Annotated in this window: 18 protein-coding genes; 8 read left to right on the forward strand and 10 right to left on the reverse strand. The window is 52.4% G+C overall.

Features of this window, described 5'->3' with window-relative positions; genetic code table 11:
- Positions 1-199 precede the first annotated feature (199 nt).
- The gene (locus R70723_RS16775) at positions 200-3,682 is read right to left on the reverse strand and encodes a discoidin domain-containing protein (RefSeq protein ID WP_039873575.1); all 3,483 of its coding nucleotides are present in this window, start codon (positions 3,680-3,682) and stop codon (positions 200-202) included.
- Positions 3,683-3,970: 288 nt separating this feature from the next.
- On the opposite strand from R70723_RS16775, the gene R70723_RS16780 reads away from it, so the two are divergent.
- Positions 3,971-5,689 (forward strand): methyl-accepting chemotaxis protein, encoded by a 1,719-nt coding sequence (locus R70723_RS16780; protein ID WP_081957408.1) that lies wholly within the window; start codon positions 3,971-3,973, stop codon positions 5,687-5,689.
- 54 nt (positions 5,690-5,743) lie between these two features.
- On the opposite strand, the gene R70723_RS16785 is transcribed toward R70723_RS16780, so the two are convergent.
- Both R70723_RS16785 and R70723_RS16790 read right to left on the reverse strand, forming a co-directional pair.
- A complete protein-coding gene (locus R70723_RS16785) occupies positions 5,744-6,088 on the reverse strand; it encodes a hypothetical protein (RefSeq protein ID WP_039873578.1) in 345 nt (114 codons plus the stop codon).
- 103 nt (positions 6,089-6,191) lie between these two features.
- Positions 6,192-6,869, reverse strand: coding sequence for a succinylglutamate desuccinylase/aspartoacylase family protein (locus tag R70723_RS16790; protein ID WP_039873579.1), 678 nt, complete (start codon positions 6,867-6,869; stop codon positions 6,192-6,194).
- A gap of 392 nt (positions 6,870-7,261) precedes the next feature.
- On the opposite strand from R70723_RS16790, the gene R70723_RS16795 reads away from it, so the two are divergent.
- The 6 genes from R70723_RS16795 to R70723_RS16815 all read left to right on the forward strand — a co-directional run bounded on the left by R70723_RS16795 (position 7,262) and on the right by R70723_RS16815 (position 12,386).
- Complete coding sequence (locus R70723_RS16795) at positions 7,262-8,380, forward strand: C45 family autoproteolytic acyltransferase/hydrolase (protein WP_039873580.1); 1,119 nt, start codon at positions 7,262-7,264, stop codon at positions 8,378-8,380.
- A gap of 61 nt (positions 8,381-8,441) precedes the next feature.
- Entirely contained in the window at positions 8,442-8,612 is a 171-nt protein-coding gene (locus R70723_RS33760; RefSeq protein WP_179087999.1) for a hypothetical protein, read from the forward strand.
- A 159-nt stretch (positions 8,613-8,771) separates the two neighbouring features.
- Positions 8,772-9,707, forward strand: a complete 936-nt coding sequence (locus R70723_RS16800) for a LacI family DNA-binding transcriptional regulator (RefSeq protein WP_052421357.1) — start codon at positions 8,772-8,774, stop codon at positions 9,705-9,707.
- A gap of 89 nt (positions 9,708-9,796) precedes the next feature.
- Complete coding sequence (locus tag R70723_RS16805) at positions 9,797-11,059, forward strand: MFS transporter (protein WP_039873581.1); 1,263 nt, start codon at positions 9,797-9,799, stop codon at positions 11,057-11,059.
- Between the two features lie 79 nt (positions 11,060-11,138).
- Positions 11,139-11,924, forward strand: a complete 786-nt coding sequence (locus R70723_RS16810) for a GNAT family N-acetyltransferase (RefSeq protein WP_039873582.1) — start codon at positions 11,139-11,141, stop codon at positions 11,922-11,924.
- A 99-nt stretch (positions 11,925-12,023) separates the two neighbouring features.
- The gene (locus tag R70723_RS16815) at positions 12,024-12,386 is read left to right on the forward strand and encodes a DUF4190 domain-containing protein (protein WP_039873584.1); all 363 of its coding nucleotides are present in this window, start codon (positions 12,024-12,026) and stop codon (positions 12,384-12,386) included.
- Between the two features lie 88 nt (positions 12,387-12,474).
- Here the strand turns inward: R70723_RS16815 and R70723_RS16820 are convergent, their stop codons facing one another.
- The 5 genes from R70723_RS16820 to R70723_RS16840 form a co-directional block, all read right to left on the reverse strand.
- Entirely contained in the window at positions 12,475-13,683 is a 1,209-nt protein-coding gene (locus R70723_RS16820; protein WP_039873586.1) for a response regulator, read from the reverse strand.
- The gene (locus R70723_RS16825) at positions 13,680-15,446 is read right to left on the reverse strand and encodes a cache domain-containing sensor histidine kinase (protein WP_039873588.1); all 1,767 of its coding nucleotides are present in this window, start codon (positions 15,444-15,446) and stop codon (positions 13,680-13,682) included. Before R70723_RS16825 ends, R70723_RS16820 begins: the two co-directional genes overlap by 4 nt.
- 81 nt (positions 15,447-15,527) lie before the next feature.
- Positions 15,528-16,352, reverse strand: coding sequence for a carbohydrate ABC transporter permease (locus tag R70723_RS16830; RefSeq protein ID WP_039873589.1), 825 nt, complete (start codon positions 16,350-16,352; stop codon positions 15,528-15,530).
- Between the two features lie 17 nt (positions 16,353-16,369).
- Complete coding sequence (locus R70723_RS16835) at positions 16,370-17,260, reverse strand: carbohydrate ABC transporter permease (RefSeq protein WP_039873592.1); 891 nt, start codon at positions 17,258-17,260, stop codon at positions 16,370-16,372.
- Between the two features lie 151 nt (positions 17,261-17,411).
- Positions 17,412-18,797, reverse strand: a complete 1,386-nt coding sequence (locus tag R70723_RS16840; RefSeq protein ID WP_047171150.1) for an extracellular solute-binding protein — start codon at positions 18,795-18,797, stop codon at positions 17,412-17,414.
- 199 nt (positions 18,798-18,996) lie between these two features.
- Here R70723_RS16840 and R70723_RS16845 point away from each other — a divergent pair, with 199 nt between their 5' ends.
- Positions 18,997-20,088 carry a GerAB/ArcD/ProY family transporter gene (locus tag R70723_RS16845; protein WP_039873593.1) on the forward strand — a complete coding sequence of 364 codons (1,092 nt, stop codon included), beginning with the start codon at positions 18,997-18,999 and terminating at the stop codon, positions 20,086-20,088.
- A 9-nt stretch (positions 20,089-20,097) separates the two neighbouring features.
- On the opposite strand, the gene R70723_RS16850 is transcribed toward R70723_RS16845, so the two are convergent.
- Together R70723_RS16850 and R70723_RS16855 are read right to left on the reverse strand one after the other, a co-directional pair.
- A complete protein-coding gene (locus R70723_RS16850) occupies positions 20,098-21,285 on the reverse strand; it encodes a Ger(x)C family spore germination protein (RefSeq protein WP_039873595.1) in 1,188 nt (395 codons plus the stop codon).
- A 12-nt stretch (positions 21,286-21,297) separates the two neighbouring features.
- Entirely contained in the window at positions 21,298-22,875 is a 1,578-nt protein-coding gene (locus R70723_RS16855) for a spore germination protein (RefSeq protein WP_039873596.1), read from the reverse strand.
- Between the last annotated feature and the right edge of the window lie 21 nt (positions 22,876-22,896).

Consider the following 22,896-nt stretch of genomic DNA (forward strand, 5'->3'; position numbering starts at 1 on the left):
CAATGAATTTTTCCTGATTCTGATTATAGTATCCGGGACGGAGCGCGGTCAATGGATCTTTTGAGCTAAAATCCATGAGAATACCTGAGTAATGCTCACTCATACTGCTGATTAGGCCTGCAGAAACCGGTTTCCTGTTTTTTTGCCAAAAAAGAGAGGGCCTGATGGCCCCCTCCTCCCTGCTGTCCGGCCGCAACCGTCAATTATTGATGGTCAGATTAAAGCCGGACTGGATGTAGTTCAAATCCGGATTGGCAATATTATTTGTTGTAAGATTGTTGAAGGTCGCTGATCCGTTGCCGGTATACGTATAGATGGCAGCACCTTTATGCGGTCCGGAGAAGCGTGAGGCTGTAATCCCGTCGAGTCCTGTACCGTTAATATTAATGCTGTTAAATACGATGTTCTGGAACCCGCCGCCATAGCCGAACTGGATCGCATCACGCTGGGTGTTGATGATGTCAATATTGGTAAAGGTTACATTCCTGATCGCATCATTGGAGGCTTCCAGGTCGATGGCCCCCCTTTCACCGTTGTAAAGATCCTGGCTGGTGCCGCTGTTAATGATCGTTGTATCCGAGAACACAATGCCTGTATTATTCTGGAAATGATAGCCCGGGAACACCGTATTCATCCGGATACCGGAGCCGCCAACCGTATCAATGATGTAGTTATGATCCGCTTTATGCCCGCTTCCTCCGAAGAAGGCTATCGCGGCAGCCCGCCAGTTATTCTCAATCGTGTTGTACGAGAACGTATTATTCACGCCGGCCGGGGCTCCATTTGTATTGCTGGTCCATACGGCAAGCCCGTCGTCCCCGTTATTGCGGATGCTGCTGTTGCGTACGGTTGAATGACTGGTGCCCTGCGCGAAATTGACCCCGTCGGCGAGATTGTTTCGGATCCGGCTATTTTCTACTACCAGTCCCGTGGCATAAATAGCCGGTGTGTGCGCATAATCCCCTACCCACATCCCGCATTCAAAATGCTCCACCCACACATCGCGGATGATGGAATTAGTCCCGAAATTGTCCATGAAGCCTTTATAAATGGCATTCTGTCCGTAACGCGAGCGCAGATTGGAGTTCATATAGACATTGCTGAAATCCAGCTTCCCGGTGACACGCAGCGAGATGCCCCCGCCTGCCGCATTCGGATTGGTGAACTGGATATTCGTATGCCAAATGCCGGCGCCGGTGACGGTAATGTTGTTGATTTTGCTGCTGACCGAGCCGATTTCCCACATTCCGCCTAAATGGAACGTTCCCTCGGGAATATATAGTGTTTTGTTAGCGGCAACAGCTGCAGTGACTGCGGCCTTAAAAGCAGGGAGATCATCCTTACCGTCGTTGGCTATAGCTCCGTGGTCGGTAACGGATACCGCATTCACCGGACGGGCGATGACGGCAGGAACCGGCTCAATCTCCAGGAAGTCCACACCGTATTCGTAGGCATCGCCGTTATTCTTCTGGATGCGGATCTTGTCCCCTGCCTGAAGCGGCGTATCCAGCTTCCAGTGCACTTCATCAAAACGGAACAGCGGACGTCCGCCCCCCGGTGAATCAGAAGGCATATCACCCGAGAAGTACTGCCAGTTATAGTAAGAGGTTAACGCGACTGTCTTGGCTTTGCTGCCGTTGACATACACATCCAGCGAGCCGTTCAGACCCATACCGTCTGAGGAATCCGGCATCGTGAAGCGCATGGTTACTCCTGCCCCGCCCTGGCCGGATCTGACGGTCCATTCGGCATAGGAGCCGTTCGACGGAAGGGCAATATACTTCTGGCCCGAAGCCTCCGAGGCGGTCAGCGCCTGGTCAAAGGTCGGTGTCGTTCTCAGCGCCGCTGCCCCGCCCCTAACGGCATCCTCAGTATCATATTTGCTGTAGGGCATACTTGCTCCACGCAGCGCATAGACAACAAGCCCCGCAGTACTGCTGTTATTCGTCTGCTTGGAAGCCGCTTCATTGCCGTCAGCAGCTACAGTAACCGTCACATTATAATTGCCGTTCACAGCAGTCCAGGTCCCGGGGATGGAGATTTGAACGGTCTGTCCGGCAGCAATCACTCCGTTGTAAGAGCCGTTAAATGACTGCACAGTGGCCCCGGCAGCGTTTTTGAGGACTACCGTAACCGCATGGGCTCCGCCTGCCGAAGCAATGCTGCCCTGATTCTTAATACTTGCGGTAAAGCCGACGCTGCTGCCCGCAACTGGTGTGGCCGGAATCCAGGAGACAGTCCCGGTAAGATCCGAGCTTGAAATCGGGCTGACCGCAAGTAGAGACGGATGGCTGTAGCTGTTGTTCGCCTCATTCTGCTCAATGATCAGGTTGCTCTCATCGACCTTGGCGCTTACAGCATAGCTGCCCGCAGGCTTGATTCCGGCATTAAGTGATACTGTAGCTGAAGCCCCGGCGGCGAGTGTACCGGCTGACGCTGATCCGGCCAGCTCATTGCCCAGGTAGAAGTTTACGGCCGCCGCTGCGGAAGCAGCCGTTCCGGCATTTTTCACCACGGCATTCAGTGTAACCGCACTTGCCTCATCCGGAGCTGCGGGTGTCCAGGACATGGCGGAAACGGTCAGATCCGGATTGGCAGCCGGCACACCGAACACCTGGAATTCGGCAATCTGCCCGGCCGGTGCTCCGCTGTTGGCTGTAATATTAAGCTGCAGCCGCTTGACCGTCGCTGTGACCGGAATAGTAACGGTATTGCCTGTAGCCGGGTTAAACGTATAGCTCTGGGCAGATACCAGATTGCTGAAGATTTCTGTTGTCTGATTATGTCCGAGAACCTGAATGGTCTGTGACCGGGTTCCCCATTCCGTGGCCGGATTCAGCTTCAGGACGATCGAGGTTATGCTGTGGTTGGCCCCCAGGTCCAGGATCAGATTGCTCGGGTTACCGCCGCCTTCCCAATAGGTTGCGGTATTATTGTCGTTTGCGTTGGCTGCAGCATAGCTTTGGGTAGATGAAGAGGCTGTAATGGATTTCCCGGCGGCGATATTGCTGCCCGGAGGTGAGGTTGGTGCTGCGGTTGGTGAAGGGGTTGCGGTTGGGGCCGGCGTAGCTGTCGGCACTGTCGTTGGCGTTACCGCCGGTGTTGCTGTCGGCACAAGAGTCGGTACGGGAGTCGGTACGGGAGTCGGTACAGGAGTCGGTGTCGGCCCGGCTGAACCGTAAATCTCAACCTCAGAGAACTGTGCTGCAGGCCAGCCCGTATTGGCTGTTACGCTGAGCCGTACATAACGTGTGCTGGCAGCGCTAAAGTTAACGGTTACTGTGTTCCCGGATGCAGGATTGAATACATAATCAGCGCTGCCCGCAAGGGTGTTAAAGGACGCTCCGTCCGTACTCCCCTGAATCGACAGCGTCTGGGTACGCGTCTCCCAGGCCGGCGGCAGCTTCAGAACGATCTGATCAATGCTTGTACTTGCTCCGAGATCAACCTGAAGCCATTGCGGAAATGAGCTGTTCGTGCTCTCCCAGTAGGTGCCTTGATTGCTGTCTTTTACATTGTCCGGAGCGTACGTCTGAGATTGGCCGCTTGCGGTGACCGTTTTGCCCGGTGTCAGATTCTGTCCTCCTGCAGCAGCCGCGATTCCGAACGAGCCGGCGGCCAGATACAGGGTCGAGACCAGCATCGCTGCTACAAGTGACCAGATGACATACTTGTTACGCATGATAATCCTCCTCAGCAAAGAATGGTGGTATACACCCTCATTATAGGGACCCTGCCAGTCTGGCAATAAGAGGCAATTCTACGGGAAAGGTATGCATTTCCACGCTCTTTTGCAATAAATCTCCGGACTTGTCTTTATGCAGAAACTTCATAATGAAAGCGGATTCAAGAAAAAACGGCTTTAAATGTGATCCCTCCTCTTTAGATTAGGGAGGTTTTTTACGATATAAATTACGTAGATTTTAATAGTTCATTACATTTAGAAAAAAGAGAGAGAGTTGTTGTAGTGATGAGGTTTTTGGTCAATCAGAAGGTATCGGTAAAAATAATGGGGCTAGTCGGGTTATCTATTGTGTTCATGCTGCTTATCGGGCTAACAGGATACAATTATCTGAACAAAATCAATGCAAATGCCAAGCAGATGTACCAGCAGTACATGGTTCCGAGCGAGCTGATTAACCAGATTATCATCGGCAACGCCCAGATCGACAACCTGCAGCTGCAGCTGATGATCCCGACTAACCGTTCTGCAGCGAAGCAGACAGAAATCAATGATTCCATCGCCGGAATCATTACAGGCAACATCGCTGCCCAGAAGCAGATTGAAGCCATCGGGATGACGGATGATGTGAAGCAGCTGTATGAATCCTTTAAGAGCCTGATACCTGGCAGCAACGAAGCTCGTGATCTGATGCTCGGCAGCCTTGAAGCCAATCAGGCGGCGGAGGCTTACACTATATATGAGAACCAGCTGACTCCGGTCCGTACTGAAATCATGAACCTCCTTAATTCCATCCTGAAGCTGAATCAGGAATCAGCCTCCGGACTAAATGAAAATAACAAACAGGAGGCCGCTGCCAGCCGGATTGAGCTGTTCCTGCTGCTTGTAGCTTCCCTGCTCGTGTGCGGCGCAATAAGCATCTTCATCTCCCGTATGATTACCAAGCCATTGGATAACCTGAAGTCGCTTATGCACGAAGCCCGCAACGGCGATCTCTCCGTTAACGGGAGCTACGCCTCCAAGGATGAGATTGGCGTGCTGACAACAGGCTTTAACGAAATGATTGCCAGCCTGCGGGCGATAATCTCCAAGATCGGCGAGCATTCCCAGATGCTGTCGGCAAGCTCTGAGGAGCTGCTGGCCAGCTCCGTGCAGACCGCTGAAGCCAGCAGCCATATCGCCGAAGAGATACAAGCTGTAGCTGACGGCTCAGCCACCCAGCTCAGCGGCTCGCGTGAATGCAGCCGGGCAATGGATGAGGTGTCCACCGGGATTCAGAAGGTCGCGGAGTCCGTTACCGACATTTCCGGTGTTACCAGCTACACAACGGAGCAGGCTGTTCACGGAAGTGCCAAAATCTCTACTGTCAGCGGGCAGCTGGATATGATTCTCACTACCTCCCAGGCATCTGCCGCCGTAATCCGCAAGCTGGATAATCATTCACAGGAGATCGGAACCATCGTTGGGCTGATCAGAGGGATTGCACAGCAGACTAATCTCCTGGCACTTAATGCTTCCATCGAAGCAGCACGGGCCGGGGAGCACGGGCGGGGCTTCGCAGTTGTTGCTGAAGAAGTGCGTAAGCTTGCCGAGCAGTCCAACCAGTCCTCCGGCCAGATCGCCTCGATCCTCTCCGAGGTTCAAAATCTGACAATGGAAGCCGTTGAGATGATGGATAAAGAGAGCGGCGAGATCAGCCTCGGGCTTACCGGCATGCAGGAAGCAAAGGATACGTTTGATCAGATTGTCAGCTTCATTCAGGAAGTGAATCTGCAGCTGGAGGATGTCTCTGCCGCTGCCCAGCAGATCTCGGCCAGCTCCGAGGAGGTCAGCGCTTCGCTGGCGGTTACCGAAGAAATAGCTGACACCTCCTTCAACAAAACCCAGAGCGTCGCCGCTGCCTCAGAGCAGCAGCTGGCCACCATGAAGGATGTGGAAGGAGCAGTCAAATCGCTATCTGATATGGCTGAAGAGCTGCAGGAATTATCCGCCAGATTCAAGGTTTAACTACTGTTGATTAAAGGCCGTCCGGAATGTATTTCGTTCCGGACGGCCTTTGTTTTACACTGCCAGATGCACTGAGCCGTCCTCATGGATGTCAACCCGCTGGGCGCACAGCAGCATTCCCGGCCCGCTGGCGGTCCCCTTTTCACGGATATCCCGCTGTCTCCGCTCCCAGATTTCCCGGTCATGTATAATATCATACTGATAATACTGCTCTGTACCCGCGGCTTCCATAACTTCTACAAAAACGAAATTTTCATTGAACAGCGAGCTGAACCACTCTGCAGCCTCGCTGCGGGAACGAAACACCGGCAGGTCTTGTTCAAACCTTTCGGGCAGATAACGCTGCTTCAGCCTGCCTATCCGGACATAGTACGTTTCTAGATTATCCTGAGTAATCATCCCTCTTCCCCCTCGGCATGAAATTTGCCTAAAAATATCATATTCCGGGACGGGTCTCCTATGACATTGAGCATTCCACAGGATGGAAGGGTCTCAGCAGCCTCTATCCCATCAACCCTGCCTTTTCTAAAAAAAGCGATACGATCTGCTGCTGATACTTCACCCTCAGAGCAAAATCAAGGCTCCAGCAGGTTTCTACCGTAACAGCCCGGGCACCCAGCAGCTGCACAGCCATCCTTGACGTACCGGACCGCTCCCGGTGCTTGATATTGAAGCGGTAAGCGGCTACCCCTACATTGCGGTTCATCGCATTAACGATCTGGCGGGCTGCAGCTGCTGCTCTCGTGCCCTTGCTGACCAGCAGCGTCTGGCCTACGCGCTTGCGGTTGAGCTGGGACAGTCCGTTAGCCTCATGCAGATCAAGATACCAGGACGGCCGGTGCTGCCGGGCAAGACGGAACAGCGCAGCAGACAGCGGATGAGAGGCCCGGGAAGATGAGAAATGAGGGAAACTCCGGTTCAAATCCGGCACCCCCCGGCTCTTCCGGCGGAATGCGCGCTGATTCACGAGCGGAACAAGGATCAGTCTGCCGCGGGCAAGCAGCAGTTCGCCGCGCCGGAATTTGCCTGCCAGCGTCTGCGCCGCACGAATGCTCGCCGGTTCATTGCCGTGGATGCCCGATACCACCATGAACACAGGACCCGGCCGATGGCTGTTAATCACATAATATGGGGTTGCATAGGACGTATCTGGCGCAAGGATATGCTTTGTAGCGGTCACCGGGCAGCTCCTCCTCTATAGGGATATTACGTAAGCTCAGATATGCAGCTTATTCAGCGGACTGCGTGCTAGGATGAGGATAACTCCCTATAATGTATGCTGTCTGGCGGCCCCGGTATGGACATCCGCTGCTGCGGGTAACAAAAAAGCGGAGCATCATAAGATGCCCCGCCGATTTAATCCCAAATCCATACCCATAATTTACCTTAAAAACAGCCGTTTGACAAGAAAAATGGAAATATAGGCTGAATAAAGTAATCCGCAGAGCGCCTGCTGCTGCCCTAGCTTAACAAGTCCCGATTCTGCCTCAGGCGCGCTTTGCGGCCGGAGCGAAGCCCATTCTATAATGGGTCTACTCTGCGCAGAGAATTAAGAATCAAAAGGAGCCAGACATGTCAATTAAAACAGCTGTATACCGGCACATTGTTACCGAAGGGTCTCACTATGAGGTCGGGCGCGCTCTCGGGGCTTATTTCAGACATAACCGGGAGCTTATGGACTTTCTGTCCTCCCCTTTTATGGAAGCCGATCCGCTGCTGCCAGATGCTGCAGAAATAGCGATGGAGCAATTCGAACAGTATTGTCCGGGCCTAAATCAGGAGATTCTGGGCTTTGCTGATGAAGCTGGCGTCCCGGCTGCGAACATTGTGTTCTACTATTCCTATATCCAGCCTACCGGATATTGCAGCCAGGCGGCCGTCAGCGCCGGGACAGGAACAGACAGCCGCACTTACCATATGCGTAACTATGATTTTGGCTGGGAAGAGGCTCCCTATAATCAATTACTGCTCTGTACAACCAGAGTTACGGGAAAACCTGCGCATATCGGCTTTGCGCTTCAATTATTTGGCCGGTATGACGGAATGAATGAAGAAGGATTATGTATAACAACAACCTCCGGCCGGATAAGACCAGCCCTGTCAGAAGCAGGTTTTGCATTTCCGGGGGTCGTACGTACGGTGCTCGACAGCTGTGCCACAGCCAAGGAAGCTGTTTCTCTGCTGCACAGCATGCCCGTCTCCGACTTCCGGAATTTCCTCATTTCCGACAGGCACGGCTGTATTGCACTGGCCGAGGTGGCCGGAGCACATAAAGCATTTGAATTTCTGGACCCGTCAGAAGCAGCCTTCCGCCGGCAGACCGTATCTGCCAATCATTATAATCTTGAAGCCATGCAGCCTCACAACCTGCAGATTATGCCAAACTCCCGCACCAGAGCGCAGATTATGCAGACCGCTCTCAACAAAGCTGCTGACCCGCACGAGACACTTTCCGTCATGAAGCAACTAACCGCAAGGTCTTATCCGAAAGGCATCAGCTGCCATCACTACAGTGAGGGCTTTGGAACGCTGTGGTCCACGATCTGTGATAATGCAGCCCGTGAGCTGCATGTATGCTTTGGTTCACCGCAGCTGAATCCATGGAGCACCTTCGGCTGCAGCAGCCCACCGGGAATCAGCGAATATACTGCCAGGCTGCCGGATGAACCTTCAGGAGCCGGCTTCTGGTGAATCCAGGATAAAATACCAGCCGCCGACCCATACTATTCCTTAGCAAACGGAGGTGACATTCATGCCTAAAAACAATGCCGATGCCAAATACAGCCGTGCCAATAATAAGGCCGACAGCAAAGACAACCAGCAGAATCACGCTTCTATCACGGAGATTCCGCAGATGACTGATCCGGACAAACAGTCCGATTATGTGCCGAGCTTAAACGGAGTAACCAAAAACGAAACCTAGTATACCTGTTCCGCAGGCTGCCCAATGTCACGACATGACTTGGGCGGCTTTTTTTGCGGACTCATAACCGGCATGAAAGCACCTGCATACGTTGACTTTTCAAGGCGCAGGGTGATAGTCTTTTGTTCTAAGACTGTCATACATAAAGGAGAATGCAGGATGAAGAAAGCAACGATGAAGGATATCGCCCGGCTGGCTAATGTATCTGTCGCTACAGTCAGCTATGTGCTGAATAATGTGAAAAACCAGACGATCCCCGACCCTACCCGCCAGAGCATTCTTGCCATTGCCAAAGAGCTGAATTATGTTCCCAATCTGGCTGCACGCTCGCTTGTGGTTCAGCGGACCGGAATGGTCGGCATCCTCATCAACAAATCTCCCGGCCTTCCCTACTGGAAGCGCCAAAGCTATATGTCCCTGACAGACAGTCTGGAGTCCAGGCTTACCGCTGCCGGCTATCATACGCTGGTGATCAGTCTTGATCCGCTGAACCCGGCGATGGATGTCATCCGGGAACGCAAGCTCGATGCCGTCTTCGTTGTGGATGTCCCGGATGAAATGTTTTACCGGATTTCTGCAAACTTCACGGACGGTGTGCCCCTGATTCTGATCAGCAGTCTGATTGATGACCGGATGTTTAATCAGGTTAATTATAACTTCCCCCAGGCGCTCAAGGCGGCTGTTTCTGCTGCGCCGACTTCCTCCTGCCTGATCATGGAGAGCTTTCACAACGCGGCGCTTGCCGGCTGGATTATGGGCAGCTCCGGACTTGCCGCGGAAGATCTGTTTGTTATGGAAGGCAAAGACGGGGCTTCGGAAGAGCTGGAGGCTTTTTTGCTGCGCAGCCGCGGCAAGCAGGTTATTGTCATTAATGAGTTTTTGGCAAAAGCGGTTGAACGCACCGGGCTCGCCGCCTCGGTTACAGCGCTATGTACATGCGGATTTCCGGAAATTGTACAGCCGGACACACGCATTATCCGGTTTCAGAATGACCGGGCCCAGACTGCCTTTGAACTGATGGTGAAGCTGAATTCCGCTCCGGATGATCCGGCAATTGCTGCGGGCAACCAATTTTTAGTTGATGTTGCTCCCTGATTTCTTTATAATAACTTAAACGTTTAAGTTAAGCAGTCAGGCAAAATCTGGACTGCTTCTTATGCCAAGTTCAATTAGGGGGCTATGCCATGATTCCATCTGCTGCCGGTTCCGGCCAGGCGTTACCTGAAGCGTCCGGTAAATATCCGGTTCTGCACAAGAACAGGACCTTTCTTTTGCTTTTCTCTGCAAGCACCTTGTCGGTTCTGGGTAACGCCTTTCATGCGCTGGCGCTAAGCCTGTGGGTACTGCAGGAAACAGGCAGCGCGAGGATGATGAGCATCCTTACGATCAGCAATCTCCTCCTCTGCTCGCTGCTGGGCAGTGTGACAGGTACGCTGGCTGACCGGATGAACCGCAGGACGCTGATTCTGTGCTCCTATCTCGTCCAGAGCCTTACTGTGCTGGCCATTGCCTTCACGCTCACTCTGCATTCCCCGTCCTACATTCTTATCATCTGCCTGACTGGAATCGTGACCGCTGCCGGCCAGTTCCAGGCTCCGGCGTTCCAGGCTTCGCTGCTCCCTGTCGTCGGAAAAGATAATATACAGCAGGCAGCCGGCTGGATGACCCTGTCCGAGAATATTTCCCGTACACTAGGCTACGCTCTGGGCGGCATTTTCGTCACAGCCTTCGGGGGAGCCTGGGCGGTATTTGTGGAAGGGATGACGTTCATGCTGGCGTTGCTGCTGGTTGCGGCTGCCGGCGCTTTTGCAGGAAATACGGGTGCTGTGCTTACGGATCGTTCCTTCAAGCAGGATGTGGCCGGCGGCTTCCGCTACATCTGGAGCCATGCCTTTGCCCGGTCAGTTATCATTCTGCTGCCGGTGCTCACCATGTTCTTTCTGTCCTGCCTGATGCTTACCCAGGTGATGGCGGTTCAGGTCTGGAAGGCAGCGCCCTTTCAGTTCGGACTGCTGGAGAGCAGCATACCGCTTGGCTACATGCTGGGGTCTGGGATGATTATTCTGGCGGCTAAAAGGCTAAAGCACCGGGGAATCATTGTGTCGGCAAGTCTGCTGCTGCTCGGACCGCTCTACCTGCTCCTCTCCCTCACTACCTCTATGAATGCGGCACTTCCGGTTATTCTGCTGATCGGCTTCACCTTCTCCTTCAGTACGCTGCTAATCAATATCATCCTCAGGCTCGAGGTGCCGGAAGAGCTGCAGGGCCGGATGTTCGGCGTCCTCGGCTCGCTTATGAGTGTCGCACCTCCGCTCGGACTTGCAGCTTTCTCGGCAGGGGCGGACGTATTTGGTGTATCTCAGGTAATGGCAGCTGCAGGAGTTCTGCTGAGCCTGTTCGGAACTGCAGCAGTGTTAACGCTTAAGCAAATCCGCAGATATAAATAAAGCCAGCCGGGCTGTTTTATAGTAAACTATGTGAAATATAGGGAAGCAGCGCTTGACGCTAAACGGAGGTGATTGAAAAGTGAACCGCTTCAATGCGATTATGCGTTACCTGCGCCGTAATCCGTTAAAAAATGTAACCCCGCTAAAGATGTTGACTGCCTATCCGCAGGTAATGGACTGTTATCTGGCCGAGCAGGCAGAGCACTGGGGAATTCTGCTGCTATTGCCGGCAGACGCCTATTATTATGACCGGCTGGCATACCCTGAAGCAGATTACATTGTGCTTATGGACTACAGCAGTCCCGAGATGCTTCCTGGGCTCATAAGCCGGATTCCTGCTGATACCAGCCTGGTGTTCAAGCTCCAGGAGGATACGAGACGGGCTGTCTCTCCGCATTTTCCGCTTACACATGTCCGCAGCTTCTATTCCTACAGCAGTCTGCCCGGACATCACTACCTACCGGACGAAGCTGCAGTGTTCAGCGGACAGATGGATGAGCGCCTGCTGCCGCTGTGGATGGAGAACGGCTATACACCGGAGGAGATCCGGCAGTATTTTGAGGACGGCGCTTTCTCGGTAGCTATTTACAAGGATACAACTCCGCTTAGTACCTGTATCGTTTTCCGCAACGAGGAGCAGATCTGGGAGATCGGGGCAGTACATACAGCGGAACCCGGCCGCAGGCAGGGGCTGGCTGCGCGTGTAGTCAAGACGGCGCTGCATCATACCTTGGCGCGCGGTTACATACCGAGATATCAGGTGCAGGATAATAATACGCCTTCAATACAGCTGGCTGAAGCCGCAGGTCTTACCCTGGCAGTCAAGCTGGAGCACTGGATCAATTACATCCCGCAGCAGAAATAAACGAAATTGAATCTGCTTAACACGAACCTTATGTAATATAATGGACGTATGAGCTTAATCAAACGCAGTAACTACTACTTATCTTAAAGGAGTTTATTCATGAATTATCAACCGTATGGTCAGCAACAGGATTACTATCCTCCCCCGCCGCCACCGCCGGCCCAGACAAACGGCAAGTCCATTGCCTCGCTGGTATTGGGGATTCTCTCCATCGTGACCCCTTATATCGGCCTCCTGTTCGGAATCGTGGCGATTATCCTGTCTGCGCTCTCCCTGAAGGAGATCCGTAACCGTTATGAAGGCGGCCGGGGGCTGGCCATTGCCGGGCTGGTCTGCGGAATTGTCGGCACGATTATTTACGCCCTGCTCATTATTTTCTTATTACTTGTTATTTTCGCAGCCGTTAAAATGAACGATGTAGAAACAATCAGAACGCTAAATTTTAATACTAATGACATTTAAGAGCGTTTCGCTCACGGTTGACAGAGCAGGCATAATCTAAAGCAAACAGCAGCAGACACCGGTTTCGATACCGGAATCTGCTGCTGTTTTATTGCGCCGGGTTCCCCTTGGACAGCTGAATGTTGATGTTCGCCTGCTGGCGGTATTCGGTCGGTGTAAGCCCGGTCCTTTTGCGGAACATCTGGGTAAAATGCTTCACATCCTGATAACCGACCCGCTCGGCAATTCCGGCCAGCTTCAGCTTCGGATTCAGCAGCAGCAGCTTGGCCTGCTCCAGCCGGAGTGAGGTTACGTATTCCTTATAGCCCTGTCCGGTCTTCTGCTTGAACAGCTGGCTGAAATAAGCCGGATTGAGGAAGACGACTGAAGCCATCCGCTCCAGAGAGAGATCCTCGGCATAATGCTCACGGATATAGTGCAGCGCCACCTCGACCGCCTTCTCCCCGCTGCCCTTCAGCGGCTCCAGCTCAAAGGCCGGCGAAGCCGAGGCCTCCCGCATCCGCTTCACCAGCTGCGGCACGCTGCTGAAGTCATGGCTTAAGCCGGAATGCAGCAGCTGGAAGGGGATTTTCAGATAATGGCTAAGATGCTCCTGCAGTTCCGCCTGAAATTGTCCAATCTGCGAATGATCGCCCAAAGTAATCAGACCCAGCAGGCTCCGGCGGTCATAGGTGACTACAAAACCGCGCCCGTGCCGCTCAACAAGCTCTGACAGCACATTTTCCACGATATAATGCTCCAGCCTTACCCCGCCTTCACCAGGATCAAGCTGCACCATCACAAGATAGTAGCTGCTGTAGTCCGCAATAAACGGGCTAAGATCAAGGTTGCCGATATCCAGTCCTGAAGCCAGTCGCTGAAATACCCCTTCCCGCAGGAAGCGCAGACTGGCCCGCAGCCGCTCCCCCTGTCTGGTAAGATCATGGTCCCTCTGGATCTCCTCCGTCAAACTGCTGATTATCTCCTGCACCTTGCTTTTACCGATCGGCTTGAGCAGATAATCCCTGGCACCCAGCCGGACGGCCTCCTGGGCGTAGGCAAATTCGCTGTGGGCGGAGATGACCACCCATTTCACATACGGAAATCTGCGCCTGGACATCTTCATAAATTCCAGACCGCTCATCCCCGGCATCAGAATATCGGTCAGAACAATGTGAATATGCTGCTCCTCCATCAGCCTGACCGCTTCCTCGGCCCGTTCCGCAACATACACCTCATACTCAGGGTAGAGATGCTTGATGGTGCGCATAATGCCCTCACGGATGACCCGTTCATCGTCGGCGATGAGTATGTTCACGTAATGGAATCTCCTTCCCCGGCGGGCGGCAGCAGGATTGAAACTCTTGTCCCGATTCCCGGATAGCTCTGAATCTGCAGCCCGTAGCTGTCCCCGAACATATGCTGGAGGCGGCGGTGCAGATTCTGCAGGCCGATGCCGCCTTTGCCGGGCTCCCTGGGCCCTCTGCCGTCCAGTGAATCCAGCAGCCGCTGCAGCTCGGCTTCCGTCATGCCGTTACCGTTATCTTCTATTACTAATTTAAGTATATTGTCTTCTTCACAGGTATACACCTTGAGAATCCCCTGGCGGTCCAGCGGCTCCAGCCCATACTTAACCGCATTCTCAATGACCGGCTGCACCGTCATCTTCGGCAGCGTGATGCCCAGCCAGCGATCACCGATATCCGTTACAATCTGCAGCCGCCCTTCCAGGCGGATCGAGATGATGGCGAGATAATGGCCGGTCTGCTCCAGCTCTTCCGCAAGTGTCACTTCGGCCCCGTCCTCCCAGTGGCTGCTGTAGCGGAACATCGAGGACAGGGAGAGCACCAGCTCACCAAGCTGCTCGTTGCCCTCCTCATCCAGCATCCAATAGATCATATCGAGCGTGTTGTACAGAAAATGCGGGTTCACCTGGGACTGCAGCGCGTGCAGCTCAGCGTTCTTTTCACTGACGGACGACAGCTTCACCCGTTCAATCAGCTCCTCGATCCGCCGGACCATCCGGTTGAAGGCTGCAACCAGAATGTTGATCTCCTGATACGAGGACACCTTGACCATCCCGCGGAAGTTCCCGACCTCCACCTGCCGCATTTCGCGGATAACCTTCTTAAGCGGTGAGGAAATGGTTCTTGAGACGATGAACGCAATCAGCGTGGACACCAGAATCAGAACCGAAATGACAATCAGCAGATAGCGCTTCAGCTCGACCAGCTCCACATTGAGATCCTTATCCGGCGTAATCGACATGACCCACCAGCCTGAAAAAGAAAGCTTCGAGGCCACAATCAGCCTGTCCGCCTCCTGCTTCACCATCACCTTCTCATAGACGGGCAAGGCTGGCAGATTCTCTACCGCCGGAGTAGGATCAGTAGCGGAGGAGACAAACCGGCCGTCCTGCGACATCAGATACACCTGGCTGTGCTCACCGAGCTTCAGATTATCCAGCGCATCCAGCACCGGCTCGGGATTGGTCTCATACAGCACAATGCCGATCGGCTTATGCTCATTGAGGTCAAAAATCTGCCGCCCGAAGGCAAATACAGGACTGTCCTCCACCTGGTCAATCAGCGAATGATCGTAGACGCCGAGCCAGACCATTTTACCGGAGGATGCCCTCAGCTGCTTGTACCAGTCCGTTGCCCTGTAGTCCGGATCGACCACATTCATATAGTTGCCGTAATTATAGATTTTGCCCTTGTCGGTAATGACATGAATGCCTACGAGATCATCGCGCGAATAAAAAATAGAGCCGATAATATTCGTAATGGTCTGTTCATTTATGTAGGCCACCGCCGGTTCATCGGTTGTCTCATTCAGCAGGCGGACCATCTCAAAGTTATTGCTGAGTGACTTCGACAGCGCGTCATACCCCTTATAGAGGAGGGTGAACAGCCCGGCCGTCTGAGCGACGTTCTTTTGCGATAAATCACTGATCTTGTCATGCAGCTGCTCCGTTGTCCGGTTGTAATACAGCAGACTGACACTAAGCAGAATACTGGACATGCAAAAAAGAAACAGCAGAAACAACCGGTTATGGATGGAATGAAAGCCGTTTCGCATAAGACTCTCCTCCTTCGCCCTACCTGATCTGTCCTGCCGTTCCCTATTATAATTCCAACGCTTTTTGGAAAGCAACGGCCTTTAGCCCTTGACCGCCCCCGCGACCATCCCCTTCGTAATCCGGTTCGACAGGAAGAAGTAGATCAGGATCACCGGCAAGGCCCCCATGACGAGAAAAGCACCGATATTCCCGTAATTGACCGAATACTGGCTGACAAAGGTGTACACCCCAAACGGCAGCGTCTTCAGCTTCTCGGCTGAGATGAACGTGGCGGCCAGAATATACTCATTCCAGATATTGATGAAGGTCAGAATGCACACCGTCATGACAGGCGGCACCGACACCGGGAGAATGATGCTGGTAAAAATCCGGTACACGCTCGCTCCGTCGATAAACGCCGATTCTTCAATCTCATGCGGAATGTCGCGCATAAAGCCCGACAGGATAAAGACCGCGACCGGTGTGGAAAAAGCGATGTACGGCAGAATCAGCGACCAGTGCGTGTTGAGGACATGGATATTTTTGAAAATAATCATCAGCGGCAGCAGCGTGGCCTGCATCGGGATCATCATCCCCATCAGGAAAACAGTCATCACCACACCGCCGTACTTCCAGCGGAACCTGGAGATGGCGTAAGCCACCATAGACGACAGCACAATGACACATACCATCGTTATCCCCGTAACAAATACACTGTTGCCCAGGTACTTCAGATAATTGCCCGAGGTATAAGCCTCGCTGTAATTATGCCATTGAAACGATTTCGGCAAGGAAAAAAAGCTCCCGTCCATAATCTCCTCATTCGTCTTGAGCGAATACAGCAGCAGCCAGAGCAGCGGGTACAGCTGGGTTACTACAGGAACGGCGAACAGCAGATACACGATTCCTTTTTTGAATGTTTGCATCACCGTGCACCCCTTGTCTAATTGAATTTACGGTCGATTCTATTAAAAATCATATTGATAAAGCCGGTGAACACCAGGCACACCGCAACGAGAAAGGTCGCGATCGCACTGCCGTACCCGTATTTAAAGGAGCCGAACGAGCTGTTGTACATATGCGTGGAAATCACGTCAGTTGCATGAGCCGGGCCGCCGGCAGTCATGACCATTACCAGATCAAAGGCCTGCAGCGAGCCGATAAAAGCAAGCACAATCGATATTTTGAAAATCGGGACGATCAGCGGCAGGGTGATGTAACGGTCGGCCTTGAAGCCGTCTGCCCCGTCGATTTTGGCTGCTTCATAGAGCTCATCGGGAATATTTTGCACACCTGTATATTGAATCAGCAGATGATAGCCGAAGTATTGCCAGAGGGATACGAAATACAGCGCGTACATCGCAATTTGCGGCTCTGTCAGCCAGTTATGCGTCCAGCTCTCCAGCCCCAGGGAGACCAGCACTCCGTTCAGCATACCGCCCATGGAGGTAGGATTGTAGACGGTCTTCCACAGCTGTCCAATGATAACGACAGACAGAATAACCGGTGTAAAATAAATCGACACCAGCGTATTGCCTCTGCGCAGATAACGGTTCAGCAGAATAGCCATCAGCAGACACAGCGGAATTTCCACCATGGAGGCGACGGCGTACAGCAGGGTTCTTTTTACCGAAGGCCAGAACACAGGGTCATTAAGGAACATATCCTTGAAATTGCCAAGCCCGATAAACGTTGCCGCCGACAAGCCGTCCCACTTCAGCAGGCCAGTATATACGGACACCAGTATGGGTATGAACACCAGGCACACATATAAGAGCAGACACGGCAATACGAAGACGGCTATTGTACGCGCTGGCACCTTAAGAACTTTCATCTTTCCCGCCTCCAGATCAAGCAGATTCTTTATATCTATGCCCATTACAATCCGGCGCGGAGCAGCCTAAGCTCAGCTGTTATCCGCACCGGTGAAGGGGATTATGTGATGATGCCCGGCCGGAGCCGGTGAAGAGGTTAACCGTTAATGCTTACTCCTTGTTGGCTTCAAAAGCCTGCTGGTGCTCCTTGGCTACTGCCGCAGAATCCACCTTCTGCACGAACAGATTCTGGATGCTGCTGAGGTGAACCTGTGCGGTGGCCGGATTCATCGTATTGTCAAAAGCGAGATCCCCGCCCTGCACCTGATTAAACAATCCGGCAATGTTAACAGCAAGATCAGAGTAGCCTGCCGCCTTCAGGTCACCGTCAACCTTTTGGCCGAGTCCTACGGCATTTTTCAGCTCGAACTGCTTTTTCGGCAGATTGGAGGCAAAGAAGTTGAGGAAATCCTTGGTTTCGGCCAGATGCTCGCTGTTTGCGGAGACCGCGAAGGCGCTGCCCGGGGCCAGCATGAACTCATTCGGATTGCCTTTGCCGTTAACCGTCGGGAACTGGAATGCGCCTACCTTGCCGGCTACAGAGGAAGCGTCGATTGCACCCGTTTCCCAGGAGCCGATGACCCACATGGCAGCTTTGCCGGATTTAAAAATATTGCCGCCGGCGTTGGCATCAATCGAGGTTGCCCCATCCGGGAAGGCCCCGGCCTGCACCAGCTGCTGGAACGCGTCTACCGCTTCAATGAACGCAGGGTCCTCGAACGTTTTCTTGCCGTCAAGCACATCCTGCAGGAAGCCCGGGCCGCCGTTGGTGCGCAGCAGGATATTCATGAACAGGAAGGAACCGGTCCAGGAGTCCTTTTCCCCGATCGCCAGCGGTGTGATGCCCTTCTCCTTCAGGATCTTGACGTCCTGCAGCATTTCCTCGAATGTAGTGGGCGTATTGGCAATGCCTGCCTGCTCGAACAGCTCTTTGTTGTAGTACACAACCTCGATGTTATTGCCGTCCGGGAGCGCGTACACATTGCCGTCAAAGCTGTAATAGTCCAGTAAACCTTCCTGGTACGTATCCTTCAGCCCGTTCTGGTCCAGCATATCGTTCAGCGGGGCGAACAGTCCGGCATCCACGAACGGCTTCATCTGCGCAGCGGGGTTAACAATTGTAATATCAGGGACTTCCTTGGAAGCGGCCTGTGTCTTTAATTTAACCTTTTGCTGATCCGTATTCAGCGTATCCAGCTCAATCGTGACGTTCGGATGCTCCTTCATGTACTGTTCAGTCAGCTCGTTGATCATCTTGTGTGAAGGCGTTGCCGGGTCCGGGTAGATGTTCTGGAACGTAAGTGTTACTTTTTTGCCGCTGTCCGGTGCAGGCTCTGCTGCATTTCCGCCGCTGTTGGCACTATTCGTGCTCTTAGGCGCGTTGGTGGCTGCGGATTCGTCAGCCTTATTGCCAGAGTTACCGCATGCGGCCAGGCTAAGTGCCATTACTACGCTGAATCCTATTGCCAGTGTTTTCTGCATGTTTCTTTTGACCATGTCTGATATGCCCCCTAACTCGTGATAGGCTAATTATCATTCGTTTAAGCGCTTCCAACAAGGTGCGAACTGCAGAATAAAGGTTTGTTTTTTCTATATCCGCCGCAAACCGGTATGTGATTATCTTCATCTGTTGGTGGCGATAATGACTGTTATTGATTGGATTTCATTATTTTGCAACAGGGCAGGAGCGATAGGATTGGTTAGAATATCCAGCTATCAGTTGTTTACCATCACATTCCTGTACCAATTGGGTACGACCATTATTTTTGGATTTGCAGCGGGTACGGGACGTGATGCCTGGATCGTTACGATCCTGTCTTCTATTGCCGGCATGATCATAATCTCAATGTACCTAGCACTGATGAATATGAATCCCGGACTGACCCTGGTAGAGTGGTTCCCCAAACAATTCGGCAAGTGGATCGGCATCCCCATAGCCTGGCTGTATCCGCTCAGTTTTCTGTTCGACGCAGGCCGGGGGGTGGGTGCCCTAAGAGATTTGGTTCCTACCACGCTGCTGCCCAAAACGCCGCCGGTTGTCATTGTCGTTGCCTTTTTGCTAGTGCTCATATATGGCCTCTATCTGGGAATAGAAAATGTGGCCCGGCTGGGTGAAATATTAACGCCTATAATCCTTACCCTCTTCGGTCTCGAGATTGTATTGCTCTTAAACTCCCATATTATCGAGTTTAAGCTTTTGCTGCCTGTATTATGGGATGGATGGGCTCCCGTTCTGAAAAGTGTCTATCCGGAGGGGATTAACCAGACCTATGGGGAGTCGATTGCCTTAGCGATGATCTGGACACTGGCCAAACCGCAGAAAAAGGTATGGAGAATAACCATGACCGCAACGATTCTGGCCTCGATATTTTTTCTTCTTTCTGATGTGCTGGCTATTACAGTTTTTGGGGATGCCTTCTTCAAAAGAAGCATATATCCGCTTTATTCCTTGACCGGGATGGTGAATATCGGAGGGTTTATTACCAATTTGAACCCCTTTGTGGTCGTTTATTTTATCAGCACTACGTTCATTAAGCTGTATATTAAACTGTATGCCGCATTGCTGGGGTTCAAGGTTTTGCTGAAATTATCTAGCATCCGTCCGCTGATCTGGCCGGCTGCTGCCTGCACCTTACTCATCGGCTTTACCATTTCCACCAATATCATCAACCACATCTATGTGATGGCTGTCAGGATCATTACGCCCTACGTCTGGGTACCCTTATTTATGGTAATACCGGCCATCCTGCTCCTGGTAACCTGGATACGCAGGAAAGCAGGCATTTGAAGAGGGGGATTATTTTTTAATCTCCTCTTCCCGCATCTGCACAGGTGCACCCGTTAAACCAACCCGTTTAACTTTAATATTCACCTTAACCGAAACGGCAACCTTCGGGAATTCCGCTTCCCAGCGGTTCTCTAATGAACGCCATTGCTTCGGATATTTACGGAAGATGGTATCGCCAAAATTAAGAATATCCGTCTTGTATTCAGTCTGGATCTTCTTGATCAGCTGAGTAAACTGCTTCTCTGCCTTTTTTTCCATTGCCTGCTCAATAAGCTTAAGGTTAGCTTCCTCGAACAGATCCAGATCGGTTCCATTCTCCATCAGATCGGCATTTCCGCTTAACGCAATACGAAATTCAATCTGCTCTCCAAAGACGGGCTTCATTTTACATTTTAAACGGCTTAATTGCGCGGTGACGAGCCCCGAGCCTTCCTGAATGTAGGCAGAAATGCTTTGATTATGCCCTCTTTTGAGCAGCCACAATACCTCTGCAGCTTCTTCCAGATTCAGAAAGCCCTGCAGCTTTAGGTCATTATCAAAAATGCCTATCCCTGAATAGGCAAATTGCATCTCCTTCTTCTCGTCCTGCGTCTTGGATAACGGTGTCTGGACATGCTCCATGGCCGGTACGATAGCCCCGCTTTGGGTGTGGCCATTTACAGAACGAAGCAGATTCATAAAGGTGACGTCTGCCACTTCATTTTGAGCCTGGTGCAATTTGAAATACTCTCTTTGCGAGAGGCTCCCGAACGGTGTTGTGCTTCTTAACAAATCTACGGCTAACCCGTCCTTGACGACAAACAAGTCATTTCTGAGCTGGGCCTCTGAGACCCGGGTATAGATGTCAATAATTTTTTGAATCCCCTGTCTGGCTACTTCTTCACCCAGCACAAGACTGGTGCGCTGTCCCCGGTTAATCTTTCTGGTGATTCTGGTCTGCATACTGACTGATGCCTGGAACACGTTCTCTCCTTTCGTTACTTCCGTGTAGGAGCCTTGCTGCTGGTTCCCTTCGCTGGAAGGGCCTTTGGAATTGAGCGCAAACTGATTGCTGAGTACAAATTCCCCATTCTCATCCAGGTCAATCCCTGCCCCCATCTGCAGGGCCTGATCATTCAGCTCTCTGCTGTCCCAGCAGCCGGTAATGAGGACCAGGCATAGACTAACCATTAAAGCTCCAGCTTTTTTGTTGAACATGAAGGTCCCCCCTTATCTGGTCGGTTTTGGCTCCTGTCCCTCGGGTATGCGTTCGAGACGATCCGGAGTCGTCTGCTTAGGCAGGTTGGTCATTTTCCAGCGCGGCGCCCTCCACAGGACATCATTTAAGCTCTCAGGCATCAGCGGGGCAACCGGACTGAAATACGGAACACCATACGAGCGAAGGCTCACCAGGTGAAGGAGTAGGGTAAGTGTACCGAGTGCAATTCCGTACAGCCCTAAGGTTCCGGCCAGAATCAGCATAACAAAGCGCAGCAGACGCAAAGCATAGCCCAGGGTGTAGCGCGGAATGGTAAAAGAGGCAATCCCGGTCCCTGCAACAATAATGACTACGGGTGCCGACACAATTCCCGCCTGCACGGCTGCCTGGCCGATAACCAGTGCGCCTACAATGCTGACCGCCGATCCCACCTGCTTGGGCAGCCTGACCCCCGCTTCGCGCAGGCCTTCAAAAATCATTTCCATCATGAACGCCTCCACTACTGTCGGAAAAGGCGTGTTCTCCTGCGCTGCCGAGAAGTTGAGTACCAGACTGGTGGGAAGCATTAACGAGTGAAAGTTAACAATGGCAACATACAGCGAAGGCAGAAATACCGATGTAGTCAACAGCACACCGCGGATTATGCGGACTGCGGAGGAATATAAGGAACGGTTATAGTAATCTTCGGCGGACTGCAGGCCTGCCCAGAAGGTAAAGGGGACAATCAGGACAAAGGGAGTGCCGTCCGTAAAAATAGCTACCTTGCCCTCAACCAGATTGGCAGCCACGATGTCCGGGCGCTCCGTGCTTTGGACTGTCGGAAACGGGGAGTGCGGCGCATCCTCTATGAACTCCTCTATGTAACCCGACTCCAGAACAGCGTCGATCTTGATTCGACCGATTCTGCTGCGGACCTCCTGCACAATCGTGTCCTTGACGGTTCCTTCGATGTAGGAGATTACAATATTGGTCTGTGACAGCTCCCCTACAGTCAAGCTCTCCATCTTCAAGCGGTGGGTTTTCAGCTTTCGGCGTATCATACTTGTATTTGTACGCAGCGCCTCAGTAAATCCTTCTCTTGGTCCCTTGACCACCGGCTCTGAAGAAGGCTCCTCCACACTGCGGACATCTCCGCCCTTTAATTCTGCGCTGAGTCCAAGAGATTCATTGTTGAAGAGGATCACGGCATGGCCCTTTAGGATATCCTGGACAGCCTCATGCAGGCAGGTGAGCTTACGGACCGCAGCTACAGCTATAAGCTGGTTTTCAATCACTTCCCTTAGCTGCTCCGGCTGCCTGTCCTCCCTTAAGCTGTCCCGTATGACCGGCTCGAGGACAAACTGATCCAGGGCTTTTGTATCGACCAGTCCATCTATATAAATAATTAGCAGTCTATGATCAGCTGCTAATAAAACTTCGCGGAAGACAACATCCGAGCAATTCCTGAAAAGCTCCCTTAAAGTCTGCTCATTGGTCAGAAGGTCTTCGCTTAGCTGTTTTTTAGGGGCGGCATGTTCAGGATCAGCGGGCAAATTCACTTTGGCTTTATCCGGTTTCCGGTTCTTTCGCTTGGACCACAACAGCATCAACGGATCACCTCATACCTCATA

The organism is Paenibacillus sp. FSL R7-0273 (assembly GCF_000758625.1).
Lineage (GTDB): Bacteria > Bacillota > Bacilli > Paenibacillales > Paenibacillaceae > Paenibacillus_AQ.